We start from the raw sequence: 26,056 nt of genomic DNA, 5'->3' as shown, positions 1-26,056 counted from the left end.
CAGACGGTGCGGCAGTTGAAGACGTGGTCGGAGCAGCACCGTGACGAGGTCACGGCGCACCAGGAGGACTTCGACGCAACCCACTGACCGACCGGACGTGCTGTGCCAGCCAGTATCGCGCTCCGTCTCGACCTCCGCGGACCTCTGGCGGGAAGTGGAATCGGGTTCCGGCTCAGAACTGCTCCTCGACTCACCAGCGTGCCCGTCTCGCTCGCCGATCGGCAACTGGACACTTCTTGTGAGTCTCTGCGTTGACCCACTGGCCCGGAGCGGTCACGGCTGGCGCAGAATGATGATCCTGGCGATGAGCGCCCAGGCCTGGAGTGGGAACACCGTGATGCGTTCTGCCATCTCGATTCCGACAGGCCGACGGGGTTGACGATGGCGATCGCGGTCAGGATGAAGCCGAGCAGCCCCGTGATCCCGAGCACGAGTGCGGAGCGACGAACAATCGGGCAACCTCGGGTCGACCCGGAACGACCGGCGACGACGAGGGCGATGTTCCCGACGATGAAGATCGGGAGAGCGCCGACGGAGTGTCCGGCGATGTTGACGTCCTCTGGGATCAGGCCGACGATGATCCAACACCGTCCGGCAAGGACGACCATGACCTGCCATGCCGGCTTCCGGCGGGTCTGGGACCAGGCGGTGGACACCAAGACCGTTCCGAGGGCCGTTGAGGTGCTCACGATCCTCACGGCGGCTGGAGACCACGCGCACGTCGCGCCGTGACCACCCTCGGCACCGACTCGGTGTCGACCGGCCCACTGTCATGAGTGGTTCAGGCGTTGACGGTGGTACCGCGGCGTCGATCGATCCTGCACATCGCGAGGGCGATGGCTGCTGCAAGGACTGCTCCGACCGTGTTCATGAACCAGTCGTTCGTGTCGCACCGGCGGCCGAGCGCGGGTGCGAGGGCCTGGACGGCCTCGATGCCGGCGGAGAGCGCGACCGCACCCGCGAGGACCGTGAGGGGGCGGCCCGTCGCAGCTCCGAGGAAGAGCACGAGCGGCAGGAGCAGCGCGACGTTGGCGAGAGTGTCGAGGCCCTGGAAGGGGACGGAGAACTGCACCGTACAGCTGACACCGCCGGGTCGGGTGCCGTCGGGCAGCAGGGTGAGGACGAACGCCGCGACGAGCGACACCGCGGACAGACCGAGCAGCACCCCGCGGAGGCGCAGCCGGTGGAGCACCCATGCGAGCACGGCTGCGAGCACGACGACCACCCAGAACCCCGCGCGGAACAGGGATGCGTGTTCGACGAGGAACGTGGAAATCATCAGGAGGCCTTCCGGTCGCGGTCGCGGTCTCGGTCGCGGTCGTGGTCGTGGTCGTGGTCGAGTCGGTCGAGCCAGATGCGCATGAGTGCAGACTCCTCCGGGAGGAGCGCGTCCGACGCCCCCTGCTCGAGCTGGGCGCGGACCTGGCGACGCGCGGCCGCGCTGGCGCCGTCCGGGTCCGAGGCGCCGCCCCGGCGCGACGGGGCGACGAGGACCGCGTCGAGGACGGCGTCCCGCAGGGTGTCAGCGACCTCGCTCGTGCCGACAGCGTCGGGGTCCGCCATCCGGTCGAGCGCGAACCCGACGTTGGCAGCCAGGAGCATCGTCGCCGCGACGGGGACGTCGATCCGGAGCATGCCGGCGGCGGCGCAGCGGGACAGGGTCCGCTCGAGCAGCACCGTCAGACCGTCCCTCGCGGCGCTGCTCGCCCAGGGGCGCGGTGCGAACATCAGCCGGTAGAGCGCGGCGTGCTCGCGGGCGAAGGCGAGGTGGTCGTCCCAACCCCGGCGGAGGTCCACCGAAGGGTCGTCGGACACCTCGAGTTCGGCCTTCCGCTGCGTGTAGCGCTCGAGCCCCGCGTCCGCGAGGGCGTCGAGCAACCCACGCTTGTCGCCGAACAGGCGGTAGAGCACCGGTTGGGTGACACCCGCCGCCTCGCACACCGCACGGGTGGCGACGTCGCCGTCGGGCGCAGCGACCAGCTGCTCCTCCGCGGCGCGGAGCAGATCGCTCCGGAGTGCTTCGTCAGTACGGGCCATGCGCCAATCGTAGCGCAGGTTGTATCGATGATCGTATCCGTGTTAGCGTCTGCGTAACGTCGAAATGAACGACGCGTACCAGTGAAAGGAAGCACCATGAGCACCGCACCCGAGCGCATCGCCGTGGTCACTGGCGGATCCCGCGGCATCGGCCGCGCGATCTCGACCCGACTCGCCGCAGACGGTTTCACCGTCGTCGTGAACCACGCCAGCGGCACAGACGCCGCAGCCGCCACCGTCGCCGAGATCGAAGGAGCAGGCGGGCGCGCTCTCGCCGTGCAGGCCGACGTCGCCGACGAGCACGCCGTCGCCGCGATGCTCGACCGGGTCGAGACCGACCACGGCGGCGTCGACGTCGTCGTGCACTCCGCCGGACGGCTCGCCCTGTCGACCATCGCCGACCAGGACCTCGAGGCCCTCGACGCACTCCACCGGACGAACATCCGTGGCACCTTCGTCGTCGCGCAGCAGGCAGCCCACCGACTCCGGGCAGGCGGCGCCTTCGTCGGCTTGTCCACGTCGGTCGTGGGGACGCAGGTCCCGACCTACGGCGCGTACGTCGCGAGCAAGAGCGCGGCGGAGGGCATGGTGATGATCCTGGCGAAGGAGCTCCGCGGCCGGGACGTCACCGCGAACGTCGTGGCCCCTGGGCCGACGGCGACCGAGCTGTTCCTCGACGGCAAGACGCAGGAGCAGATCGACGCGCTGGCGAAGGTGCCGCCGTTGGAGCGCCTCGGGCGGCCGGAGGACATCGCCGGCGTCGTGGCGTTCCTCGTCGGGCCCGACGGCCGTTGGGTCAACGGGCAGACGATCCGCGCCAACGGCGGGATGGTCTGATGACCACGCCCCGCATCATCCTCGTCACGGGCGCGTCCAGCGGCTTCGGTCGACTGACCGCGGAGTCGCTCGCGCGGGCCGGCAACGTCGTCGTCGCGGGGATGCGTGCCGTCGACGGCCGGAACGCACCCGCCCGCACCGCGCTCGCGGACCTCGCCGCGCAGGAGGGCCTGCAGCTCGGCGCCGTCGAGCTGGACGTCCAGTCGCAGCAGTCCGTCGACGACGCCGTCGACACGGTCGTCCGCAAGCACGGACGCATCGACGTCCTCGTGCAGAACGCCGGGCACATGGCGTACGGACCCGCCGAGGCGTTCACGCCGGAGCAGTTCGCGGCGCTCTACGACGTCAACGTCGTCGGCGCCCAGCGCGTCGCCCGTGCCGCCCTGCCGCACATGCGCGACCGGCGATCCGGCCTGGTCGTCTGGGTCGGCAGTTCGTCCACCCGCGGCGGCCACCCGCCGTTCCTCGCGCCGTACTTCGCCGCGAAGGCCGGCATGGACGCCCTCGCCGAGAGCTACGCCGCGGAACTGATCCGCTTCGGCATCGACACCACCATCGTCGTGCCGGGGGCCTTCACCTCCGGGACGAACCACTTCACCAACGCCGCGGTCCCCGACGACACCGCACGTGTCGCAGAACACGACGCCGAGTACGGGACGCTCCGCCAGGACCTGACCGGGCGTCTCGCCGCGATCGTACCGGTGGACGCCGACGTGCAGGACGTCGCCGACGAGATCGTCCGCCTGGTCGGTCTCCCCGCCGGCAGTCGCCCGTACCGGGTCCACGTCGACCCCTCGCGCGACGGCAGCGAGGTCGTGTCGGCGGTGGCCGACCGCATCCGAGCCGAGTTCTACCACCGCGTCGGCATCGGGGACCTCCTGTCCGCGAACGCCGCACTCTGACCCCGGACCGTCCGGGACACCCACCGAGAGGAACACCATGCCCTTCGCCAACATCAAGGTCCCCGCTGACACCCTGACCCCCGAGTCGAAGAAGAAGCTCCAGGACGCCGTCACCGACGCCATCGTCGCCGCGTACGGCGAACGAGCCCGCCCCACGACGCTCGTCATCCTCGACGAGGTCGCCGACGGCGGCTGGATGCTCGGCGGCACCATCCTCAACGAGGCGCTGCTCGGCCGCGTCTGATCGCCCGCCCGTGGTGGGGGCCGGCACGACCGGCTCCCACCACACTCCGCGGGTCGACGCTGCTGCTCACCGTCGACACGCACCCCGCACCTGGGGCTCCGCCTGCGGCCACCCCAGACACCGTTCTCCGAAACCCGACACAGTCGCGCGTCCGCGATCTCGGTGTGTCGACACTCCTGAAGGAAGACCATGCAGCTCACCCAGCGAGCACGCCGCACCATCGCCCTCGCCGTCGTCCCGACTGCGGTCCTGACGTCCGGCCTCATCATCGCGCAGGCGTCCTACGCCGCCTTCTCCGCCACCACGAGCAACGCCCCGAACAGCTGGTCCGCCGGGTCGGTCGCGCTCAGCGACGACGACTCCGACACCGCGCTCTTCACGGCCACCGGCCTGAAGCCCGGCGACAGCCAGACCTCGTGCATCGTCGTCACGTCGACCGGCTCGCTCCCGTCGACGGTCAAGCTGTACGGCACGAGCCCCGCGACCACCAACGCGCTGTCGAGTTCGCTGAACGTCTCCATCACGCAGGGCACCGGTGGCACCTTCGGCAACTGCAGCGGATTCACCCCGCTGCCGTCCGGCGCCATGGTCTGGTCGGGCACCCTCGCCGACTTCGGGACGACCGCCACGAAGGCCTCGAACGGCGTCGGCACCTGGCGCACCGCCGGCGGCTCACCCGAGTCGCGCACCTACCAGATGACGGTCGCACTCGACCCTGCGACGCCGAACTCCGCCCAGAACGGGACCGCACGCATCGGTTTCACCTGGGAAGCCCAGAGTTCCTGAGTCCGGTCGTGGTCGACGTCGCCCCGCGTCCGGACGGACGACGCGAACGGTCCCCCGCAACGGTGGCGACGCTGTCCGAGGACGCCTCTACCGCGACCTGGGTGGTGTTCGTCGCAGCACTGCTCGGCCGCACGGTCCTCCTGGTCACGGTGGGCCTGCTGCTGTGGGCAGCGCTGCCCGCGGCGTGGGCGTGGATCCCCACGACGGTGGTCTCCGGCTCGATGGCGCCGCAGATCCGCCCCGGCGACGTCGTCGTCGCCATGCCGGTCCACGGTCGGGACGTGACGGTCGGGCAGGTGCTCCTGGTCGAGGACCCCGATCGCCCGGGAGCGCTGCTGCTGCACCGACTCGTCGCGCGGACGCCGTCGGGTGCCCTGCAGCTCCGCGGCGACGCCAACCCCGCGCCGGACGCCCGGACGGTGGACCCAGAGGACGTGCGCGGCATCGGCGTGCTCCGGGTCCCGCTGGTCGGTCTCCCCGCACTGTGGGTCCGCGAGCACGACACCGGCAGGCTCGCCGCGGCGGCGCTCGGACTCGGCGGCGCCCTCGTGCTCTCGTCCCGACTGAGCGGCCCCGGCGGGTCCGAGGTGACCCGTCCGGTCGGGCACGGACGGCGACGGCGACGGTCCGGCCGGGCGGAACGAGCCCGGAGCGTGGCCCTGATCGGTGTGCTGGCCGCGGGCCTCGCCGTGGCGGTCGTTGCGAACAGCGCCGCGCACGCGGCGTTCACGGCGGCCGCCGCGAACACGGCGGACCGCTTCGCCACCGGCACCTTCCCGTGCCTTCAGCGCGCCCCGTTCGCGCACACGTATCTGACCTACCGCTTCGACGACGCACCCGGGACCACTGCGGCCGACGGATCCGGGAACGGGCACCACGGCACCCTCAGGCCGGGCGTCTCCCTCGCCCCGGGCACGTGTCGTCCCGGGGACAGCCCGTCCCTGCTGACCGGCGGGGTCCGCGGGCAGGTGATCACGGACACGGCGATCGAGGCGCCGCAGGTGTTCGCGATCGAGACCTGGTTCAGGACGACCACCACCACCGGCGGGATGCTCCTCGGCTTCGGGGACCTCCAGACCGACCAGTCCACCAAGTACGACCGCCAGCTCTACCTCTCCGACGAGGGCGCCGTGTTCTTCGGCGCCTACAACGGCACCAACACCGCGATCAGCTCCGCAGCCGGCCTCAACGACGGCGCCTGGCACCTCGCCACCGCGACCATGGACGCCTCGGGCATGCGCCTCTACATCGACGGCAAGCAGGTCGTGGCGAACAGCAACACCAGGGCCGAGGTCAGCACCGGATGGTGGCGGATCGGCTTCGACAACCTCAACGGCTGGCCCGGCAACCACACGACGTTCCACTTCAAGGGCAACCTCGACGACGTCACCATCTACGACGACACGTTGTCGGCAGCAGCTGTCGAGGAACACTTCGCAGCCGGCCGGTGAGCGGCAGGTCGCCCCGGCGTCGCGTGCCGAGACGTCGGAGTTCAGCCGAGCTGCTGCTCGATCTGCGGCAGGAGCATCCGCACCGCCGCGGTGACGACGTCGTCCACCCGGTCGGGCGGGATCCGGCCGGCGGCCGCCAGCGCGCTGATGCCCTCGGTCGTCGCCGCGAGCAGGAACGGGATGGGGCCCATCGACGACGGGTCGCGCTCGCCGAGCAGCTCCGCACCGAGCGTGAAGAACCGCTCCGCCGAGGACCGCGAGGCCTCGTCCCGGGTCTCGCCCTCCGTCGAGGCGAACATCAGCTGCATGAGGGGCCCGTTCTGCTGGGCGAAGCGGACGTGCGCCCGGACGTACGCCGTGAGGCGAGGCTCGAGGTCCCCCGGTCCGCGAGCGGCCTCCAGGTGACCGCGGAGCTCGTCGAAGCCGTCCGCGGCGATCGCGCCGAGGACGGCGTCGCGGTCGCGGAAGTGGCGCAGCGGCGCAGCGTGGCTCACACCGACGCGACGCGCGAGTTCACGCACCGTCACCGCCTGCTGCCCCTCCTCGATCAGCAGCGCGCGCCCCTCGCGCACGAGCTCCTGCCGGAGCGACCCGTGATGGTACGTCCGCGCTTGCGCACTCATGCCTCCAGTGTAGGCGTTGACAACAATGTTTGCAGTGTCTACATTGGCGTCATGGACGACACCAGGACCGGTCGGGCACCGACCGACGAGACCGTGATCATCACCGGCGGCACGAGCGGCATCGGGAGGGCGACGGCCGTCGCACTGGCCGGGGCGGGAGCGCGGATCGTCCTCGCGGTCCGGAACACGGCGAAGGGGCGCGCGGTCGCGTCGACCCTCCCGGGAACGCCGGGAACGCACCGGGTCCGCGCGCTCGACCTCGCGCGACTGGAGACCGTCGAGGCGTTCGCGGCCAGCATCGGCGAGCCGATCGCGATCCTCGTCAACAATGCCGGCGTCGAGTCGAAGGACCTCCAGCGGACCGCGGACGGGCACGAACTCCAGTTCGGCACGAACCACCTCGGGCACTTCCTGCTGACGACTCTGCTCCTGCCGCACATCACCGACCGGGTCGTCACCGTCGCCTCCCAAGCGGAGCGTATGGCCCGACTCGACCTCACGGACCTCGACTGGTACCGACGCACGTACAACGGCGGCCGCGCCTACGCCGACTCGAAGGCCGCCAACCTGCTCTTCACCTCTGAACTCGACCGGCGGCTGCTGGCGGCGGGGTCCCGCGTGCGCGCCCTCGCCGCGCACCCCGGGCTGGTCAAGACGGCCATCTACGAGCGACCGGCCGGAGCGCGCCCCAACCTCTGGGACCGACTCGTCCCGGTCCTCGGACAGGAGCCGGAGGACGGGGCGCTACCCTCCCTCATGGCCGCGACGGCCGACCTGCCCGGGGACACCTTCGTCGGGCCGCAGCGCATGATGCACATGCGGGGCGGCGCCGAGGTGATCGGGCGGTCCAAGCGCGTGCAGGACCCGGACATCGCGGCTCGTCTCTGGTCGATCTCGGAGGACATGACCGCAGTGGACGCCCGCCGGTGAGCACCGTCCGCGTCGACACCCCGGCGGTCCGTCCCGGGGCGCGCGGGTGGCATCGACCGCTCGTGGCCTTCGCCGCGGCGATGTGCGTCTGGGCGGTGGTCTGCCTCGTGGGGATGCTCGTCGACCACCGCACGCTCGCCGCGGACCCGATCTGGGCGAAGCCGCTCAAGTTCTCGATCTCGCTGGCGCTCTACGCGGTGACGCTGGCGTGGATGCTCTCCATGGTGCAGCGCCCCGTCCTCCGTCGACTCGGCTGGTGGGCCGGGACCATCGGCGCGGGCGCGTCCCTCCTGGAGATCGTCGTCATCGCCGTCCAGGTGGTGCGCGGTGTCGGCAGCCACTTCAACGTCTCGACGCCGACGAACCAGCTCTTCTACCAGCTCATGGCCGGCGGGGTCACCCTGATGTACTGCGCCACCCTGCTGGTCGGCGCCGCGGTCGCCGTCTTCTCGCACCTGCCGGACCGGGCAACGGCCTGGGCACTGCGGATCGGTCTCGTCATCGCGCTGGTCGGCCTGTCCGTCGGCTTCCTCATGGTCGTCCCGACGGCGGCGCAGCTCGCGGACCCGGGTTCGGGGACGTACGGGTCACACTCCGTCGGCGGTGACGACGCGTCCGGCGGCATCCCCTTCCTCGGGTGGAACACCGTCCACGGCGACCTCCGGGTGTCCCACTTCGTGGGAATGCACGCTCTGCAGGTACTCCCCCTCCTCGCGCTCGTCCTGCCGGCGACCATGCGCGAACAGACTCGGCTGCGCGTCGTGGTCACCGCCGGGGCGGGCTACGCCGCAGCCACCTCGATCACGCTGTGGCAGGCACTACGAGGCCAGTCGGTCCTCCACCCCGACCTCCTCACAATCGAGGTCGTCGGAATCGTCGCCCTCCTCACGGGCTCCGCCTCAGTGATCATCCGCCACCGAAACTCGTGACACTCATCGACGAGCCACGAAACGATCAAAGGCTCCTCGAAGACCTCGCTAGGGGATCGGTCGGTGAGACAGGTCGGCTACGAACCGAATAGGCCGAGAGCCCCCGCAACGGCCACAGAGCAACCCGCAACCACCGCCACCACGCCCCCGATGATCGCGGCCAGTCGCTGATCCTTATTCATCCCCATGCCCCGAGCTTAGAGGTGTCCGATAGCCGGTCCTGGACCGGACGCAGTCGCACGCAGGACCGGCTCAGCGACCGCCTGTCGCACATGGCCCGTCCGCAATCGTTCTCGGTGAAGGGGCGCCATCCGGAGGCGTCCACAGCTCGGGAAGCACGAAAACGCCCCGCCGGCCGAAGCCAGCGGGGCGTTCCCTCGAGTCAGACCAGGATCAGAAGTCCCAGTCCTCGTCCTCCGTCACGACGGCCTTGCCGATGACGTACGACGACCCCGACCCCGAGAAGAAGTCGTGGTTCTCGTCCGCGTTCGGCGACAGCGCCGACAGGATCGCCGGGTTCACGTCCGTCGTCTCCTTGGGGAACATCGGCTCGTAGCCCAGGTTCATCAGCGCCTTGTTTGCGTTGTAGTGCAGGAACTTCTTGACGTCCTCGGTCAGCCCGACACCGTCGTAGAGGTCCTGCGTGTACTGCACCTCGTTCTCGTAGAGCTCGAACAGCAGGTTGAACGTGTAGTCCTTGATCTCCTGCTTGCGCTCCTCGGAAGCGCCCTCGAGGCCCTTCTGGAACTTGTAGCCGATGTAGTACCCGTGGACGGCTTCGTCGCGGATGATCAGGCGGATCAAGTCGGCAGTGTTGGTGAGCTTGGCGCGCGAGGACCAGTACATCGGCAGGTAGAAGCCGGAGTAGAACAGGAACGACTCGAGCAGCGTCGAGGCGACCTTGCGCTTCAGGGGGTCGTCACCGGTGTAGTAGTCGAGGACGATCTGAGCCTTCTTCTGCAGGTTCACGTTCTCGGTGGACCAGCGGAAGGCGTCGTCGATCTCGGGCGTCGAGGCGAGCGTCGAGAAGATCGACGAGTAGCTCTTCGCGTGCACCGACTCCATGAACGCGATGTTCGTGTAGACGGCCTCTTCGTGCGGGGTGATCGCGTCGGGGATCAGGCTGATCGCGCCGACGGTTCCCTGGATGGTGTCGAGCAGCGTCAGGCCGGTGAAGACCCGCATGGTGAGCTGCTGCTCCTCCGGCGTGAGCGTGTTCCACGACTGCACGTCGTTCGACAGCGGCACCTTCTCGGGCAGCCAGAAGTTGTTGACCAGACGGTTCCAGACCTCGACGTCCTTGTCGTCCTGGATGCGGTTCCAGTTGATGGCACTGACCGCGCTGATCAGCGGGATGGACTTGCCCGTGGCGTGGACCGGGTCGGTGAGGGTCATGGTCTCTTCCTGAATGTAGCTTGCCGTCGAGGTGAACGGGGCAGGCCGTAACCTGCCCCGTCCCAGCGCTTACACGCGCTGCGTGATGGTGCCGCCGGGGTTCCGCTTCGCGGTTGCCTCGGTCACGAACCGGCCGCTGCTGGCCGACCGGCTCACGGTACGGGAGTTCCCAGTCCCGCTACCGACGCGCTCGGTGGTCGTCTTCGACGGCCAACGAGCGGCAGCAGCGTTACTGACGAAGCGCCCACTTGCCGCACTCCTGTTAACGCTCTTGCCCACTGTCATCACCTCCTCTCGGGGCTACCTCAGCCCCGAGAGCCCGACCCGGGAGGGTCGGTTCGACTCATGTACAGTGGACGTTCCAGCCGACAAGTTGGAGTCCCTGTTAGGGGCTGTTCAGGACCAGGTTTTCGCGAACCTGGTCCTGAGCTCTTTGTGGACTTGTATCGACTGGAGGCGCGGGGCGGGGCCCGCCCCGCGCCTCCAGGAAGAGAGCAGCAGCTCTACAGCATGCAGCTGACGCAGCCCTCGACCTCGGTGCCCTCGAGGGCGAGCTGGCGCAGACGGATGTAGTAGATCGTCTTGATGCCCTTGCGCCATGCGTAGATCTGCGCCTTGTTGATGTCGCGCGTGGTGGCGGTGTCCTTGAAGAACAGCGTCAGGGACAGGCCCTGGTCGACGTGCTGCGTGGCAGCCGCGTAGGTGTCGATGATCTTCTCGGCACCGATCTCGTACGCGTCCTGGTAGTAGTCCAGGTTGTCGTTCGTCATGAACGGCGCCGGGTAGTAGACGCGGCCGAGCTTGCCTTCCTTGCGGATCTCGATCTTCGACGCGATCGGGTGGATCGACGACGTCGAGTGGTTGATGTACGAGATCGAACCGGTCGGCGGGACGGCCTGCAGGTTCTGGTTGTAGATGCCGTGCTCCTGGATGGACGCCTTCAGCGCCTTCCAGTCGTCCTGCGTCGGGATCGCGATGTTCGCGTCGTCGAACAGCGAGGCGACGCGCTGGGTCGCCGGCGTCCACGCCTGCTCGGTGTACTTGTCGAAGAACTCACCCGACGCGTACTTCGAGTCACGGAAGCCGTCGAACGTCTCACCCGTCTCGATCGCGATGTTGTTCGAGGCACGCAGGGCGTGGAACAGCACCGTGTAGAAGTAGATGTTCGTGAAGTCGATGCCCTCTTCGGAGCCGTAGTACACCCGCTCACGAGCGAGGTAGCCGTGCAGGTTCATCTGGCCGAGGCCGATGGCGTGCGACTTGTCGTTGCCGTCCTCGACCGAGCGGACCGACGAGATGTGCGACATCTGCGACACCGAGGTCAAGCCGCGGATCGCCGTCTCGATGGTCTTGCCGAAGTCCGGCGAGTCCATCGTCAGCGCGATGTTCAGCGAGCCGAGGTTGCAGGAGATGTCCTTGCCGATCTCCTTGTAGGACAGGTCCTCGTTGAAGGTCGTCGGGGTGTTGACCTGCAGGATCTCCGAGCACAGGTTGGACATGTTGATCCGACCCTTGATCGGGTTGGCCTTGTTCACCGTGTCCTCGAACACGATGTACGGGTAGCCCGACTCGAACTGGATCTCGGCGATCGTCGTGAAGAAGTCACGCGCCTTGATCTTCGTCTTCTTGATGCGCGGGTCGTCGACCATCGCGCGGTAGTTCTCGGAGATCGGGACGTCGCCGAAGGGGACGCCGTAGACCTTCTCGACGTCGTACGGCGAGAACAAGTACATGTCCTCGTTGTTCTTCGCGAGCTCGAACGTGATGTCCGGCACGACGACACCGAGCGACAGTGTCTTGATGCGGATCTTCTCGTCGGCGTTCTCGCGCTTGGTGTCGAGGAACTTCATGATGTCCGGGTGGTGCGCCGACAGGTAGACGGCACCGGCACCCTGACGCGCACCGAGCTGGTTCGCGTAGGAGAAGGAGTCTTCCAGCAGCTTCATCACGGGGATGATGCCCGAGGACTGGTTCTCGATCTGCTTGATCGGGGCGCCGGCCTCGCGGATGTTGGAGAGGAGCAGGGCCACGCCGCCGCCGCGCTTCGAGAGCTGCAGCGAGGAGTTGATGCCGCGCGAGATCGACTCCATGTTGTCCTCGATGCGGAGGAGGAAGCAGGAGACGAGCTCGCCGCGCTGGGCCTTCGCGGTGTTGAGGAACGTCGGGGTCGCGGGCTGGAAGCGGCCGGCGACGATCTCCTCGACGAGGTCGATCGCGAGCTGCTGGTTGCCCTGCGCCAGGCCGAGAGCGGTCATGACGACGCGGTCCTCGAAGCGCTCGAGGTAGCGCTTGCCGTCGAACGTCTTGAGCGTGTAGCTCGTGTAGTACTTGAACGCACCGAGGAACGTCTGGAACCGGAACTTCTTCGAGTACGCCAGGTCGTTGAGCTGCTGGATGAACTCCAGCGAGTACATGTCGATCGTCTCGCGCTCGTAGTACTCGTTCTCGACCAGGTAGTCGAGCCGCTCCTTCAGGTTGTGGAAGAAGACGGTGTTCTGGTTGACGTGCTGCAGGAAGAACTGCTTGGCAGCCTCACGATCCTTGTCGAACTGGATGTTCCCGTTCGCGTCGTAGAGGTTGAGCATCGCGTTGAGGGAGTGGTAGTCCATCCCCGTCTGCGGCGACGTCAGATCGACGTCTGCAACTGCTGCGTCCAAAATGCATCCAATCCTTGGTTGACCGCCTGGACGTCGTCCGGCGTTCCGAAGAGTTCGAACCTGTAGAGCAGAGGGACGCCGCACTTCTGCGCGATGACGTCCCCGGCGAGGCCGTAGGCCTCGCCGAAGTTCGTGTTGCCCCCGACGATCACGCCGCGGATGAGCGAGCGGTTGCGTTCGTCGTTGAGGAACTTGATGACCTGCTTGGGCACCGCGCCCTGCCCGTTGCCGCCCCCGTACGTCGGCAGGACGAGCACGTAGGGCTCGTCGGCTTGGAGGAACGGATCACGCGGGTGGAGCGGGATGCGGTCCGCGTCCCTGCCGAGCTTCTCGACGAAACGGGCCGTGTAGCCGGAAACGCTGGAGAAGTAGACGAGGCGACTCATGCGCGCGCTCCTTGGGAGAGGTGCGGACAGCAGATCGGGGGTGGCCCGTCGGAGGCGGTGCGTGCCTCCAGGCCGGCGGAGGTGCGGGTCCCGTGACGGGACCCGCACGCATCACGCGAGTTCGGCGCTGAGCGTCGCGATCTTGTCGGGACGGAAGCCCGACCAGTGGTCGTCGTCGGTGACGACGACGGGGGCCTGCATGTAGCCGAGGCTCTTGACGTGCTCGAGCGCTGCCTCGTCCGCGGAGACGTCGAGGACCTCGTACTGGATGCCCTTGTTGTCGAGGGCGCGGTACGTCGCGGTGCACTGGACGCAGGACGGCTTGGTGTAGACGGTGACGGCCATGATCTCCCCTGGTTCTTGCTGGGTGTTCCGATGCTGTGGAGGTGGTGCTGATGCTTGTCCGCAGACACGGTCCGGGAGGGGCCGCTGCGATGACTCCACACTACATCTAGTGGCTGGCCCCCGCACCGACCACAAGAGGAAGTGTTACAGCCGTGTAGTTCTCCACAAGCTCTCCACAGTGTGAACACCTCGGGGAGGCCCGTGATTCCGCCAGTCTGGGGCCGACCACCGACACTTCCCCACACACGTGGACAGGTTCGATCCACATGTGTGGAATCCGACGATCGGCGTGTCGCGGAGGGCCCTCCGGAGGTCGCTCGTCCCCAGTGCCCCCGGACGGGTGACAGCCCCTTCCGTCCGGTCCGTACACTCGTCTCGTGAGTGCCTACGGACCCCTGCTGAAGACCCCCGGCGTCGGTCGCGTCATCGCTGCGCAGCTCACCGCCCGGTTCCCGTTCGGCATGCTGTCGCTCGCGTACCTGCTGCACGTCGAGCACATCTTCGGCTCGTACGGCGCCGCCGGTCTCGTGCTCGCGACGACCAGCATCGGCCAGGCGATCGCCGGACCGCTCACCAGCCGGTGGATGGGCAGCTGGGGCATGCGCCCGGTGCTCGTCCTGACCAGCGCGGTCGCGCTCGTGAGCATGGGCGTCGTCGCGTTCGTGCTCATGCCGCTGTGGGCCTACGTGGTCGTCGGGTTCCTCGGCGGCCTCGCGGTGCCGCCCGTGCAGCCCGCGGTGCGCACCATCTACCCGAAGATGGTGACCTCGTCGCAGCTCACGCCCCTGTTCTCCCTCGACGCGAGCGCGCAGGAGCTCATCTGGGTGGCCGGGCCCGTCATCACGACGTTCGTCGCGACGCAGATCGGGACCGTGCAGGCGATCGTCGTCGCGATGGTGTTCCTGGTCGTCGGCGGCGTGTGGTTCATCGCCTCCCCCGAGCTCGGCCGCGTCCGCATCCCCCGGTCCAAGCGCGCGTTCGGCGTCGTCCTCCGGCGCCCCTCGGTCGTCGTGGCGACCCTGACCGGTCTGCTGCTCATCGGCGCGTGCTCCGCGGTCGAGGCGAGCGTCACGAGCGTCTTCGGCGAGGGCAGCCCGAACGCCGGCATCGTCCTCGCCGTGTTCGCGGTCGGGTCGCTCGCGGGCGGCCTCGCGCTCGGACACCGCCCGATCTCGCGCAACACCCTCTGGGCCCGCATGTCGATCGTCTTCGTCGGCCTCGCCCTGGCGGTCGGCGGCACCGACTTCTGGTGGCTCTGCCTGGCGCTCGTGATCGCCGGCGCCGGCATCGCGCCCGCCCTCGCGGTCATGTTCGGCTCGGTGTCGGCGACGGTGAAGTTCTCCGACACCGCCGAGGCCTACGGCTGGATGGGGACCGGGCAGCTCATCGGCGCGGCCGGCGGCTCCGCGGTGGCCGGGTTCCTCATCGACGCGAACGGCCCCACCGGCGGCATGACCGTCGGCGCCGTGATGGCCGCGGCCGGGGTGTTGCTCCCGCTGTTCACGAAGCGGTGGCTGCCGGACCTGCGCGGTCGCGACGCGAGCCCCCTGCCGGACACCGAGCCGGTCACGCTGCCGAGCTGACGCGGCGCGCCGACGGGGCGGGCGTGCCTGGTCGGACCGGGCGTGCCTGGACGGACCGGGCGTACCTGGTGGAAACGGGCGTACCTGGCCGGATGATCCGACCAGGTACGCCCGGTTGCACCTGCCACAGCAGGCGTCATGGGAAGGAACGGGCGTCCGGCCCGTCGTCGGTCCGGGAGGCCGGCGTCCGGCGTCAGGCGCGCGTGGCGTAGAACGGCGTCCAGAGGTCGGCCATCGGCATGAAGGAGCCGAAGAAGTCCTTGCCGAAGCGCAGCGCGTAGTCCTGCGACGGGCGGTCGCCCTCGGTCGGGAAGCGGATCTCGAACGACCCGTCGGCGGCGACCGGCGCCAGCGTCTGGTAGCCCTTCCCCGCCGCCGCCTGGACGGCCTGCGGCTTGTTCTTCTGCGTGACGACGCCGCGCACCAGCACCTCGTCGCCCTGGATGACGCTCGTGGTGATCGTCACGTTGCGGTAGGCGATCGTCGGGCCGGTGTGCTCGGCCTGCGCGCCGGCGGCGGCGACGGTCGGCGCGGCCTCGTGGGCGGTCGCCGCGGTGGCCGGGGTGGCGGCCAGGAGCGAGGCACCGAGCGCGAGGGCGACGCCGGCGGTCGTGGCGAGTCGGGCGGTCTTCTGCATGGGGGTACTCCTTCAGGGTGACGGCCCGCTCCGTCGGCGGGCCGGGACGATGATGGCGGGGAGCGACTGTGGGCATTTCGTATGTCATGTCTTCGAAGGAGGACGGTCCCAGCAGGTCCGGGCAGGATGGCGGGATGCTGCCCGTGATCACCCTCCGTGACGGCGCGACGATCCCCGCGGTCGGGTTCGGCGTCTACAAGGTCGACGACGCCGAGGCCGAGACGGCCGTCGGTCTCGCGCTCGATGCCGGGTACCGGCACGTCGACACCGCCGAGATGTACGGCAACGAGACGGGCGTCGGGAAGGCGATCCGTGCCTCCCGGCTGGACCGCGACGACGTCTTCGTCACCACCAAGGTGTGGAACGACCACCAGGGGCGCGACGCGACCCTGCGGGCGTTCGACGCCAGCCTGGGACGGCTGGGACTCGACGCGGTCGACCTCTACCTGATCCACTGGCCGGCGGCGGCGAACGACCGCTACGTCGAGACCTGGCGGACGCTCGTCGAACTGCGCGAACAGGGTCGGGCACGGAGCGTCGGCGTCTCGAACTTCCAGGTGCCGCACCTGCAGCGCGTGATCGACGAGACCGGCGAGGTGCCGGCCGTCAACCAGGTCGAGCGGCACCCGTGGCTGCCGCAGCGGGAGCTGATGGCGTTCCACGAGCAGCACGGCATCGTGACCGAGGCGTGGTCGCCGCTCGGGCGCGGGCGGCTCGTCGACGACCCGGTGCTCAGCGGCATCGCGGCGGCGCACGGGGTGAGCGTCGCGCAGGTCCTCGTGCGGTGGAACGTGCAGCAGGGGGTCGTGGTGCTGCCGAAGTCGGTCACGCCCGCGCGGATCCGGTCGAACCTCGACGTCGACGGCTTCGTGCTGACCGACGAGGACCTCGCGGCCATCGCGACGCTCGAGTCCGGCCAGCGGACGGGGTCGCACCCGGACGCCGTGTCCTGACGGGGCAGGACCGGCGTCGACCCGCCGGACCCTGACAGCGCGGGGCTGGCGCCGGTCAGCCCTTCCGGTCCTCCTCGGACTGCCACGGCAGGTGCAGGTCACCGGGCTCGGGCTCGACGTCACCGGCGTCGTCCGCACCACCGGTGCCCGGCGCAGCGACGACCCGCGACGGGTCGATCCCGTCCTGCTCGAGGTCCTCGTCACTGCGCTGCTGCGTCTGCGACGCGACGGTCTCCCGCTCACTCGACGGGCTGTAGGAGGTGTCGGCGGCCCGCTGCTCGGACTCGCTCACGCCGTCGCGGTCGTCGCCGTGCGCAGCGTCGCGCAGCGCGTCGTTGCGCGCGCGGTCGTCGGACGGCTCGGGGCCGCGGACGTCGGGGGTGTTGTCGCTCATGCCCCGCACAGTAGGCGTCGACCCTGGGGTACCGGTTCGGTCACGACGGCGCTGATCCGGTTCCCGCTCCGGTACGGTCGTCCCGACGAAGGGGGACGTTGATGGGTCGGACGAGGACGCGGGGCGCGACGGCCGTCGCACTGGTGGGTGCGAGCACGCTGCTGTTGGCGGGCTGCTCGCTGTTCGGCGACGACGCACCGTTGCCGGCGCCGACCGGGCATGCGGCACCGAGCGCCTCCGCGACGCCGGGGCCCGTCGACGGGTCGGCTGCCGCCGACGCCACCGCTCAGCCCGTCGCGGCGCCGCAGGCGGTCCCGACCGGAACGGTGGTCGCGGAGACCGACGCCGTGTCGAAGTCCGGCGACACCGCGGTCCACGTCAAGGTCGTCGCGAACGACCACGGCACCTTCGACGCGGAGCTCTCCGGCTACCGCACCACGCAGCCGCAGCCGATGTCGGTGGAGTTCCGGCGCACGGCGCAGTACGGGGACGGCTACGACGGCCGCGCCGTGAGCACGACGAGGTGGGGCGCGCAGGCGCAGCCCCCGGCCGTCGTCAGCCTGTCCGCAGCAGGGGCGGATCCGGACTGGCTGCGCACCGTCGTCCTCGTGCCCGACCAATCCGACGGTGACGACAGCGACCGCCCGTGGGCCCACAAGGTGCTCGCGATCGGCACGCTGTCGTGGTCGATCCCGGACCCGGAGCCGGATCTCCACGTCACGCTCGGCAAGGCTCGCCCGGGCGCCTACGGCTACGCGTTCGACGCCGCCGACGAGACCCTCCGCGGGACCACCGGCACGCCGGTCAGCTACCGCGTCAACCAGGGTGACGACCTGATCACGATCGCGAAGCGCTTCGGCGTCACCGTCGCCCAGTTGCGGTGGCTGAACCCGCAGATGGAGACGGAGGGCGACGACTGGGTGATCAAGGGGACCCTGCTCAACCTCGACCCCGCCACGCGCTGACACCGGGCGCGGGCGCTGTTCCGTTACGCTCGACGGGCAGTCCGCACCACCCAGGAGGTCCCACCGTGACGATCGTCGCAGCCGCAGACGGCTCCGCACTCGGCAACCCCGGCCCGGCCGGCTGGGCCTGGTACGTCGACGACGACCGGTGGGCAGCCGGCGGATGGCCGAAGGCGACGAACAACATCGGTGAGCTCACGGCCGTGCTGCAGCTGCTCCGCGCCACGAAGGACACCGGCGAGCCGCTGCACATCCTGTGCGACAGCCAGTACGCGATCAAGGCGTGCACCGAGTGGCTCGCCGGGTGGAAGCGGAAGGGCTGGCGCAAGGCCGACGGCAAGCCGGTGCTGAACGTCGAGATCATCAAGGAGCTCGACGCCGAGCTGCAGGGCCGCACGGTCACGTTCGAGTGGGTGCGCGGGCACGTCGGTCACGAGATGAACGAGGCGGCCGACGTCCGTGCCCGCGGCGCTGCGACGGCCTACCAGAACCGCACCGAGGTCCCGACGGGGCCGGGCTGGCCGGGCGTCGAGGTCACGGAGCCGTCGGCCCTCCCCGAAGCGACCCCGCCCGCGACGCTGTTCTGACGCGCGTCAGTACGTCCCGTCCCGCCGGTCCTGCCGCGTGATCTGCTCCCCCGACGCCGGGTCGACGCCCGACCGGGTGGTGGTCGTGGTCCGACGTCCGCCGAAACCGACGGCGAGACTGATGATGAGCAGCACGACCCCGGCCGCCATCAGGATGTAGCCGATCAGGCGCAGGTCGACGCCCGCCACCTGGAAGTCCAACGCGAACGCGACGATGGCGCCGATCACGATCAGGGCGATGCTCGAGCCGATGCGCATGGCAGGTCCTTCCGATGGTCCCGACCGCCGGGTGGCTCGGGATTCCCACCGAACCTACCGAGAGTTCAGCAGCGACGTTCCCACAGGGCGACGGTGCTTCGCAGGTGGTCGTACCGGTACGGCTTCGTCTCCCCGGTCGGCTCGTAGCCGAGGGCCCGCCAGAACGGCTCCGCCACGGCCGCGTTCGTCGCGACGATCCCGAGCCGCAGCCGGGTGACCGTCGAGGCCGAGCGCGCCAGGTCCACCACGGCGTCGTGCATCCGACGACCGAGCCCACGGCGGTGGGCACCGCCCCGCACGACGAGGAGGCCGACGAACGCGACGGCAGGGTCCGGGTACCCGACGAGCACGTCCGTGAACGCCACGAGCTCGCCCCCGTCCCACAGCCCGAGGCCGTGCTTGCCGGACGGGTCGAAGCCGTCGGGCACCGAGATGAGCGCGCTCAGCCCGTCGGACGGCCCCGGCGGGTACCCGGTGATGCGTTCCGCGTACGACGGCACACTCTCGAGCAGGCCCTGCAACGCCTCGACGTCGTCGGGACCCAGCAGACGGAGCGACAGCGCCACGATCAGTCCACGTCCACCTCGGACCAGCCGTCGAAGCGGCCGATCTCGGTCACCCGCACGACGGCCTCGCCGGTCTCGTCCGAGGCGTCGAGGTCGATCGTGGCCGAGAACCCGAAGTCCTTGTCCCCTGACGGGTCGGCGAAGATCTGCCGCGCCCGCCAGGTACGCCCTGCGCCGTTCTCGTCGAGCACGAGGTACTGCATCGAGCGGGCGTCCCCGTCGGTGCCGATGGTGTCGTGCTCGTCGTAGTACTCCTCGAGCACCGCGTCCCACTCGTCCTGACCGAAGCCCGCCGCACCGTCGAAGGCAGCGAGTCCCGCGACGTCGTCCGCCGCGGCGAGCAGCACCCGCTGGAAGAGCGCGTTCCGCACGAGCACCCGGAACGCCCGCGGGTTCCCGGTGAGCCGGGCGGGCTGCGGCGGAGCGATCTCGTCGTGTTCCGCCGCGGCCTCCGCCACGTCGCCGTTGACCAGGGCCTCCCACTCGTCGACGAGCGACGAGTCGGTCTGCCGGACGACCTCGCCGAGCCACTCGATCAGGTCGTCGAGCTCGGGGGTCCGCTGTTCCTCGGAGATGGTCTGCCGCATGGTCCGGTACGCGTCGGACAGGTAGCGGAGCACGAGTCCCTCGGACCGGGTGAGCTGGTAGAACCGCACGAAGTCGCCGAAGGTCATCGCCCGCTCGTACACGTCGCGCACGACGGACTTCGGGGAGAGCCGGAAGTCGAGCACCCACGGCTGCTCGGCGGCGTACGCCTCGTAGGCGGCGGTGAGCAGCTCGTCCAGCGGCTTGGGCCACGTGACCTCCTCGAGCAGCTCCATCCGCTCCTCGTACTCGATGCCCTCCTGCTTCATCCGGGCGACGGCCTCGCCGCGCTCCTTGAACTGCTGCTGCGCGAGGATCGCCCGTGGGTCGTCGAGGGTCGCCTCGACGATGGACACCATGTCGAGCGCGTACGTGGGCGACTCCGGGTCGAGCAGCTCGAACGCGGCGAGCGCGAACGGCGACAGCGGCTGGTTGAGGGCGAAGTTGACCGGCAGGTCGACGGTCATGCGGTACTGCCCGTCGATCTTCTCGATCACCCGGGCGTTCACGAGCGTCCGTGCGATGGACAGCGCGCGTCGGGCCATGTCGAGCTGTCGCGCGCGCGGCTCGTGGTTGTCGAACACGAGCGAGCGCACCGACGCGAAGGAGTCGCCACCTCGTGCGACGACGGCGAGCACCATCGCGTGCGTGATCCGCATCCGCGACACCATCGGTTCGGGTTCCGCCGCGATGAGCCGGTCGAACGAGGCCGGCCCCCACGACACGAAGCCCTCGGGCGCCTTCTTCTTCTTGACCTTGTTCTTCTTCTTCGGGTCGTCCCCGGCCTTGGCGACGGCGCGGGCGTTCTCGATCTCGTGCTCGGGGGCCTCGGCGACGACGTCACCCTCGGTGTCGTACCCGGCACGGCCGGCGCGACCGGCGATCTGGTGGAACTCGCGCGCGGACAGCTGCCGCATGCGGGACCCGTCGAACTTCGTCAGCCCGGTGAGCAGCACGGCGCGGATCGGCACGTTGATCCCGACCCCGAGGGTGTCGGTGCCGCAGATCACGGGCAGCAGTCCCCGCTGCGCGAGCTGCTCGACGAGCCGCCGGTACTTCGGCAGCATCCCCGCGTGGTGCACGCCGATGCCGGCGCGGATGAGTCGCGAGAGGGTCTGCCCGAAGCCGGCGCTGAAGCGGAACCCGGCGATGGCGTCGGCGATCTCGTCGCGCCGCTCTCGCGATGCGACCTTGACCGACATGAGCGCCTGCGCCCGCTCGAGCGCCGCCGCCTGCGCGAAGTGCACGATGTAGACGGGCGCCTTGCCCTCCTCGAGCAGCCGTTCGACCGTCTCCTGCACGGGCGTGAGCACGTACTCGTACGACAGCGGCACGGGCCGCGAGACCCCGGTCACGCGAGCGGTCGGACGCCCGGTCCGGCGCGACAGGTCGTCGGCGATGGTGGTGACGTCACCGAGGGTGGCGGACATGAGCAGGAACTGCGCCCGCTCGAGCACGAGCAACGGCACCTGCCAGGCCCACCCGCGGTCGGCGTCGCCGTAGAAGTGGAACTCGTCCATGACGACGACGTCGACCTCGGCGTCCGGACCCTGCCGGAGCGCGGTGTTCGCGAGGATCTCGGCCGTGCAGCAGATGATCGGGGCGTCGGCGTTGACGCTCGAGTCGCCCGTCACCATGCCGACGTTCTGCGCGCCGAACAGGTCGACGAGCTGGAAGAACTTCTCGGACACGAGCGCCTTGATCGGTGCCGTGTAGTAGCTGCGCTTCCCCTCGGCCATCGCCGCGAAGTGAGCGCCGGCGGCGACGAGCGACTTGCCGGTACCGGTCGGGGTGCTGAGCACGACGTTCGCGCCCGACACGAGCTCGATGAGCGCTTCGTCCTGCGCCGGGTAGAGCGGTCGTCCGCCGGCCTCGGCCCAGTCGGCGAATGCCTGGTAGACCGCGTCGGGGTCGACGGCGCCGTCGACCGCCGCCGGCAGGGCGGCGACGAGTGGCGGGGCGGTGGTGACGTCGGTCATGGGTCCATCCTCCCAGGTGGGTGGTGACCGGGCGACGGACGGGAGGCACGGTGCGGCCCCGCCACGCGCCTCCCGGCCGACGCCCTGTCGCCTTTCAATGCATTCGCATACGATCGAGGCGTGCGCGAACTCGGCTTCCTCTCCTTCGTCCCCAACCACGGCGGCACCGCGGGTGCGGCCGCAGCGCTGGAGGACGGCCTCCGCCTCTTCGCGACGGCCGAGTCCCTCGGCTACGGCACCGGCTGGGTGCGCGGGCGCCACTTCGAGCCGTTCCTGACGAGCCCGATGACCTTCTTCGCCGCCGCGGCGCAGCGAACGAGCACCATCGGGTTCGGCACCGCCGTGCTCGGCATGCGCTACGAGGACCCGGTGCGCCTCGCCGAGGACGCCAGCACGGTCGACCTGCTCAGCGGCGGCCGGGTGCAGCTCGGCATCAGCACCGGCATCGCGGGGTACGGGCCGATCCTCGACCCGGTCTTCGGTGCGTCGGAGCGCAGCTTCCGCGACGAGGCCGAGGCCCGCGCGGCCCGTCTGCTCGAGGTCCTGCAGGGCGATCCGCTCGGCAGCGCCGGCAAGGGGTACGAGAGCATCCCGGCCGGCGCCGACCTCACGCTGCAGCCCCTGTCGCCGGGCCTGCGCGACCGCGTGTGGTGGGGCGGCGGCAGCACGGGCACCGCGATCCGCACGGCCGAGAAGGGCCTGCTGCTGCACTGCTCGACGCTCAACACCGAGGACACCGGGGCGCCGTTCGCCGAGGCGCAGGCCGACCAGGTCCGGGCGTACCGCGAGCGCTTCGCCGAGCTGCACCCGTCCCGAACCCCGAAGGTGGCGGTCGGTCGGATCGTCGTCCCGCTGCTCGACGACCACGACCGACAGGTCCACGAGGAGTTCCTCACCGGCTACGCGAGCGGGATGGACGACGAGGGTCGCCCCCTGAGCGGTCCGCCGTTCCGCTTCAGCAAGGTCGTGTCCGGCGGCGTCGACGAGATCGTCGATGCCCTGTCCGCGGACCCGGCGGTGCAGGCGACCGACGAGCTCGTCATCACCCTGCCGGCGAACGGCGACACGGCATCGCACGAGCGGATCCTGCGGATCGTCGCCGAGGAGATCGCTCCCCGCCTGGCCTGACGCCCGCTCCCCCGAGGGCACCCGGCCGGGGCACTGGTGTGGTGAGGACCCGGTCCCCGGCCGGATGGCCATCCCGTTCCTGATCCGCACGGGATGGTCGTTCCACTCTCGCACCGAGCGGAGTGTTTGTCACTATCGGGAACCGGACAAACGAGGATCATTCGGAGGGTCGGCAGCCGGCTCACGGAGTGGGCGGCGCCGAGCGGCGAGCTGCGCCGGGACGACGAATGCGCCCCCGCGCGGACGCGGGGACGCATTCTGGACGCATCGGGACCGAAGGGGCTCCGCGACCGGATCAGGAGGCCACTTCGCGCGCACGACGATCCCTCGATGATGCGCGCGCCGACGGTAACCAGCCGTCAGGCGCAGATCAATGGTACTGAACGAAACCCTTCGTGCGCGGAAACCGGATCACTCCAGTTCGAGGGGAGTCGAACCGACGATGTCCGTCACCGACGCCCCGACGTGGAGCTCGAAGGTGCCGGGCTCGTACCGCCAGGCGCCTTCCCAGTGCGCGAACGCCCGTGCCGGCACCTCGATCGAGACCTCGGTCGACTCGCCGGCACCGAGCCGCACGGGCGCGAAGCCCACGAGCCACCGCACCGGCCGGTCCACCGCGGACTCGGCACGCGAGGCGTAGACCTGCACGACGTGCTTGCCGGCGCGGTCCCCCGTGTTCGCCACCGTCGCGGTCACGATCGCGGCGTCCCCCTCGGTCACGGTCGGCGAGGCCGAGACCCCGTCGATCGTCCAGGTGGTGTAGCCGAGGCCGTGGCCGAACGGGTACGCGGGCTCGGTGCCGGCGCGGAGCCAGGCCCGGTAGCCGACGTGCACGCCCTCGTCGTACGCGACCTTGCCGTCCACCGGGGTCACGTCGAGCACCGGGACGTCGGCCATCGTCGCCGGCCAGGTGGTGGGCAGGCGCCCGCCGGGCTCGGCTGCACCGGTCAGCACGTCGGCGAGGGCGTTGCCGTACTCCTGCCCGCCGAACCAGGTCAGCAGCACCGCGGCGACGTCGTCCCGCCACGGCATCTCGACCGGCGACCCGGAGTTGACCACCACGACGGTGTTCGGGTTCGCGGCGGCGACGGCGCGGACCAGGTCGTCCTGGTGCCCGGGCAGCGCGAGCGACGAACGGTCGTACCCCTCGGACTCCACCTTGCTGTTCGTCCCGACCACGACGATCGCGACGTCCGCGCCGGTGGCGGTGGCCACGGCCGCGTCGATGAGCGTCGCCGGGTCCTCGTCGCTCGGCTCGGTGCCGAACTGGTACGCGAGCACCCCACCGAGCGCCTCGTCCTGCACGATGTCGTACTCGATGCGTATCGCGACCTGCTGGCCGGCCTCGACCGACACCGGCACCGAGCGCGCCGGCGGGTTGAGGAACGCGGCGCCGAGCTGGTCGCCCTCGTACGGCACCGTCTCGTCGAGCAGGAGCTCGCCGTCGATCCACAGGCGCGAGTGACCCGCGGCACCGATGCCGATGCGCACGGTGCCGGTGGTCTCGGCGGTGTACGTGGTGGTGATGTCGAGCCGGTCGGCCTCACGGGTCGGGGCATCGCCGCCGAACCAGAACAGCGCGGTGGCGCGACGGTCCTCGACGTACAGCTCCTCGCCGTCCTTGACGAAGGCGACCCGCGCGCCCGGCTCGCCGGTGGACGGGTTCGTGATGGCCGACAGCGGGAACTCCGCGATGCCCTCCTGCACCACCGCACCGATGGCGTAGTCGACGGTCGCACCCGGGAACGCGGCGCGGATCCCCTCGATCGGGGTGACCACGTGCTCCGGGACCACGGTCGCCGAACCGCCGCCCTGGGAGCGGGCCTGGTCGGCGTTGTGCCCGACGAGTGCGATCCGCGACACGGCGCCGGCGTCGATCGGCAGCGCCCCGGTGTTGCGGACGAGGACGGTGCCCTCGGCCTCGGCCTCGCGGACGAACGCGACGCCGTCCTCGACGTGCACGGGCTGCGCGGCGACCGGCTCGAAGCCCTCGAGCGCGCCGACGCGGGCCGCCAGCGTCAGGATGCGGCGCACCTTCCGGTCGATCGCGTCCACCGGGACCTCGCCCGACTCGACCGCCGCCAGCAGCGGGCCCTCGCTCCACCACGGGTTCGGCCCGGGCATGGCGACGTCCTGCGACGCCTTCGCCGAGTCGACCGAGCGCACGCCGGTCCAGTCCGACACGACGATGCCGTCGAAGCCCCACTCGGAGTTGAGCGGGGTCTCGAGCAGGTCGTTCTCCGACGCGGTGACGCCGTTGATCGCGTTGTACGACGACATGACCGCCCAGGCGTGCGCCTCGGTCACGGCCTTCTCGAACGCGAGCAGGTACAGCTCGCGGAGCGCACGGTCGGACACCTCGGTCGACGCGGTGAAGCGGTCGGTCTCGTAGTCGTTCGCGATGTAGTGCTTCGGGGTCGCGGCGACGCCGTTCTCCTGCACGCCCGCGACGTAGGACGCCGCGAGGTCGCCGGTGAGCACCGGGTCCTCGCTGAACGCCTCGAAGTGGCGGCCACCGAGCGGCGAGCGGTGCAGGTTGATGGTCGGGCCGAGCACGACGTCGACGCCCTTGCGTCGGGCCTCCACCGCGGCGGCGGCGCCGTAGCGCTTCGCGATCGCGCGGTCCCAACTGGCGGACAGGGCCGTCGCGGACGGCAGGTTGAGCGAGGGGTCGCGCTCGTCCCACACCTCGCCGCGGACACCCGACGGGCCGTCGGACATGAGGATGCGGCGCAGCCCGATCTTCTCGATCGGCCAGGTCGTCCAGAAGTCACGGCCCGTGAGCAGCTGGACCTTCTCCTCCGTCGTCAGCTGCGCGAGGAGCGCCTCGATGCGCTCGGTCAGCGGCGCGGCGGTCGGCCGGGAGGCGCGGGTGGTGTCGTCCACGGTGGTCACGATG

26 protein-coding genes are annotated in these 26,056 nt (G+C 70.1%); 13 read left to right on the top strand and 13 right to left on the bottom strand.

Annotated elements, in window-relative coordinates:
- Positions 1-381: 381 nt before the first annotated feature.
- Entirely contained in the window at positions 382-732 is a 351-nt protein-coding gene (locus QUG92_RS16835; RefSeq protein WP_182046280.1) for a hypothetical protein, read from the top strand.
- Between the two features lie 49 nt (positions 733-781).
- Here QUG92_RS16835 and QUG92_RS16830 read toward each other — a convergent pair whose 3' ends face one another.
- Entirely contained in the window at positions 782-1,279 is a 498-nt protein-coding gene (locus tag QUG92_RS16830; RefSeq protein ID WP_289460053.1) for a VanZ family protein, read from the bottom strand.
- A complete protein-coding gene (locus QUG92_RS16825) occupies positions 1,279-2,037 on the bottom strand; it encodes a TetR/AcrR family transcriptional regulator (protein WP_182046282.1) in 759 nt (252 codons plus the stop codon). Before QUG92_RS16825 ends, QUG92_RS16830 begins: the two co-directional genes overlap by 1 nt.
- A 96-nt stretch (positions 2,038-2,133) precedes the next feature.
- Between QUG92_RS16825 and QUG92_RS16820 the strand changes: the two genes are divergently transcribed.
- From QUG92_RS16820 to QUG92_RS16800, 5 genes are all read left to right on the top strand, one after another.
- Positions 2,134-2,874 (top strand): SDR family oxidoreductase, encoded by a 741-nt coding sequence (locus tag QUG92_RS16820; RefSeq protein ID WP_289460052.1) that lies wholly within the window; start codon positions 2,134-2,136, stop codon positions 2,872-2,874.
- Positions 2,874-3,776, top strand: coding sequence for an SDR family oxidoreductase (locus tag QUG92_RS16815; RefSeq protein WP_182046284.1), 903 nt, complete (start codon positions 2,874-2,876; stop codon positions 3,774-3,776). The genes QUG92_RS16820 and QUG92_RS16815 overlap by 1 nt, the downstream gene beginning before the upstream one ends.
- A 37-nt stretch (positions 3,777-3,813) precedes the next feature.
- Positions 3,814-4,020, top strand: coding sequence for a tautomerase family protein (locus QUG92_RS16810; protein WP_182046285.1), 207 nt, complete (start codon positions 3,814-3,816; stop codon positions 4,018-4,020).
- Between the two features lie 189 nt (positions 4,021-4,209).
- Positions 4,210-4,806 (top strand): M73 family metallopeptidase, encoded by a 597-nt coding sequence (locus tag QUG92_RS16805; RefSeq protein WP_182046286.1) that lies wholly within the window; start codon positions 4,210-4,212, stop codon positions 4,804-4,806.
- Between the two features lie 101 nt (positions 4,807-4,907).
- On the top strand, positions 4,908-6,257 hold the full coding sequence (locus QUG92_RS16800; RefSeq protein WP_289460051.1) for a LamG-like jellyroll fold domain-containing protein: 1,350 nt from the start codon (positions 4,908-4,910) through the stop codon (positions 6,255-6,257).
- A 41-nt stretch (positions 6,258-6,298) separates the two neighbouring features.
- On the opposite strand, the gene QUG92_RS16795 is transcribed toward QUG92_RS16800, so the two are convergent.
- Positions 6,299-6,880 (bottom strand): TetR/AcrR family transcriptional regulator, encoded by a 582-nt coding sequence (locus tag QUG92_RS16795; RefSeq protein ID WP_289460050.1) that lies wholly within the window; start codon positions 6,878-6,880, stop codon positions 6,299-6,301.
- A gap of 51 nt (positions 6,881-6,931) precedes the next feature.
- On the opposite strand from QUG92_RS16795, the gene QUG92_RS16790 reads away from it, so the two are divergent.
- Positions 6,932-7,810 (top strand): SDR family NAD(P)-dependent oxidoreductase, encoded by an 879-nt coding sequence (locus QUG92_RS16790; RefSeq protein WP_289460049.1) that lies wholly within the window; start codon positions 6,932-6,934, stop codon positions 7,808-7,810.
- Positions 7,807-8,739 carry a hypothetical protein gene (locus QUG92_RS16785; protein WP_182046290.1) on the top strand — a complete coding sequence of 311 codons (933 nt, stop codon included), beginning with the start codon at positions 7,807-7,809 and terminating at the stop codon, positions 8,737-8,739. Before QUG92_RS16790 ends, QUG92_RS16785 begins: the two co-directional genes overlap by 4 nt.
- A gap of 393 nt (positions 8,740-9,132) precedes the next feature.
- Here QUG92_RS16785 and nrdF read toward each other — a convergent pair whose 3' ends face one another.
- The 4 genes from nrdF to nrdH all read right to left on the bottom strand — a co-directional run bounded on the left by nrdF (position 9,133) and on the right by nrdH (position 13,522).
- Positions 9,133-10,134, bottom strand: coding sequence for a class 1b ribonucleoside-diphosphate reductase subunit beta (gene nrdF, locus QUG92_RS16780; RefSeq protein ID WP_065963154.1), 1,002 nt, complete (start codon positions 10,132-10,134; stop codon positions 9,133-9,135).
- Between the two features lie 503 nt (positions 10,135-10,637).
- Positions 10,638-12,743 carry a class 1b ribonucleoside-diphosphate reductase subunit alpha gene (nrdE, locus tag QUG92_RS16775; RefSeq protein ID WP_289460048.1) on the bottom strand — a complete coding sequence of 702 codons (2,106 nt, stop codon included), beginning with the start codon at positions 12,741-12,743 and terminating at the stop codon, positions 10,638-10,640.
- Between the two features lie 17 nt (positions 12,744-12,760).
- Positions 12,761-13,177, bottom strand: a complete 417-nt coding sequence (gene nrdI / locus QUG92_RS16770; RefSeq protein WP_182046291.1) for a class Ib ribonucleoside-diphosphate reductase assembly flavoprotein NrdI — start codon at positions 13,175-13,177, stop codon at positions 12,761-12,763.
- Positions 13,178-13,288: 111 nt separating this feature from the next.
- Positions 13,289-13,522, bottom strand: a complete 234-nt coding sequence (gene nrdH / locus QUG92_RS16765) for a glutaredoxin-like protein NrdH (protein WP_058727719.1) — start codon at positions 13,520-13,522, stop codon at positions 13,289-13,291.
- Between the two features lie 377 nt (positions 13,523-13,899).
- Here nrdH and QUG92_RS16760 point away from each other — a divergent pair, with 377 nt between their 5' ends.
- Positions 13,900-15,105 carry an MFS transporter gene (locus QUG92_RS16760; protein ID WP_069713515.1) on the top strand — a complete coding sequence of 402 codons (1,206 nt, stop codon included), beginning with the start codon at positions 13,900-13,902 and terminating at the stop codon, positions 15,103-15,105.
- A 193-nt stretch (positions 15,106-15,298) separates the two neighbouring features.
- On the opposite strand, the gene QUG92_RS16755 is transcribed toward QUG92_RS16760, so the two are convergent.
- A complete protein-coding gene (locus QUG92_RS16755; RefSeq protein WP_289460047.1) occupies positions 15,299-15,742 on the bottom strand; it encodes a hypothetical protein in 444 nt (147 codons plus the stop codon).
- 134 nt (positions 15,743-15,876) lie between these two features.
- Here QUG92_RS16755 and QUG92_RS16750 point away from each other — a divergent pair, with 134 nt between their 5' ends.
- A complete protein-coding gene (locus tag QUG92_RS16750; RefSeq protein WP_182047613.1) occupies positions 15,877-16,695 on the top strand; it encodes an aldo/keto reductase in 819 nt (272 codons plus the stop codon).
- 55 nt (positions 16,696-16,750) lie between these two features.
- On the opposite strand, the gene QUG92_RS16745 is transcribed toward QUG92_RS16750, so the two are convergent.
- A complete protein-coding gene (locus QUG92_RS16745; protein ID WP_182047612.1) occupies positions 16,751-17,089 on the bottom strand; it encodes a hypothetical protein in 339 nt (112 codons plus the stop codon).
- 101 nt (positions 17,090-17,190) lie between these two features.
- Between QUG92_RS16745 and QUG92_RS16740 the strand changes: the two genes are divergently transcribed.
- Entirely contained in the window at positions 17,191-18,054 is an 864-nt protein-coding gene (locus tag QUG92_RS16740; RefSeq protein WP_182047611.1) for a LysM peptidoglycan-binding domain-containing protein, read from the top strand.
- Positions 18,055-18,119: 65 nt separating this feature from the next.
- Positions 18,120-18,641 (top strand): ribonuclease H family protein, encoded by a 522-nt coding sequence (locus QUG92_RS16735; RefSeq protein ID WP_182047610.1) that lies wholly within the window; start codon positions 18,120-18,122, stop codon positions 18,639-18,641.
- 6 nt (positions 18,642-18,647) lie between these two features.
- On the opposite strand, the gene QUG92_RS16730 is transcribed toward QUG92_RS16735, so the two are convergent.
- The 3 genes from QUG92_RS16730 to QUG92_RS16720 form a co-directional block, all read right to left on the bottom strand.
- On the bottom strand, positions 18,648-18,899 hold the full coding sequence (locus tag QUG92_RS16730) for a DUF6458 family protein (protein WP_069713507.1): 252 nt from the start codon (positions 18,897-18,899) through the stop codon (positions 18,648-18,650).
- A 65-nt stretch (positions 18,900-18,964) separates the two neighbouring features.
- The gene (locus QUG92_RS16725) at positions 18,965-19,465 is read right to left on the bottom strand and encodes a GNAT family N-acetyltransferase (RefSeq protein ID WP_182047609.1); all 501 of its coding nucleotides are present in this window, start codon (positions 19,463-19,465) and stop codon (positions 18,965-18,967) included.
- A gap of 2 nt (positions 19,466-19,467) precedes the next feature.
- Positions 19,468-22,029 (bottom strand): DEAD/DEAH box helicase, encoded by a 2,562-nt coding sequence (locus tag QUG92_RS16720; RefSeq protein WP_289460046.1) that lies wholly within the window; start codon positions 22,027-22,029, stop codon positions 19,468-19,470.
- Positions 22,030-22,149: 120 nt separating this feature from the next.
- Here QUG92_RS16720 and QUG92_RS16715 point away from each other — a divergent pair, with 120 nt between their 5' ends.
- Positions 22,150-23,157: an LLM class flavin-dependent oxidoreductase gene (locus tag QUG92_RS16715; protein WP_289460045.1), complete on the top strand. Its 1,008-nt coding sequence runs from the start codon at positions 22,150-22,152 to the stop codon at positions 23,155-23,157.
- Between the two features lie 411 nt (positions 23,158-23,568).
- On the opposite strand, the gene QUG92_RS16710 is transcribed toward QUG92_RS16715, so the two are convergent.
- A complete protein-coding gene (locus QUG92_RS16710; RefSeq protein WP_182047618.1) occupies positions 23,569-26,052 on the bottom strand; it encodes a glycoside hydrolase family 3 protein in 2,484 nt (827 codons plus the stop codon).
- Positions 26,053-26,056: the final 4 nt, after the last annotated feature.

The sequence above is a fragment of the Curtobacterium citri genome (assembly GCF_030362955.1).
GTDB lineage: Bacteria > Actinomycetota > Actinomycetes > Actinomycetales > Microbacteriaceae > Curtobacterium > Curtobacterium citri.
This window is presented reverse-complemented; position numbering and strand designations above follow the sequence as displayed.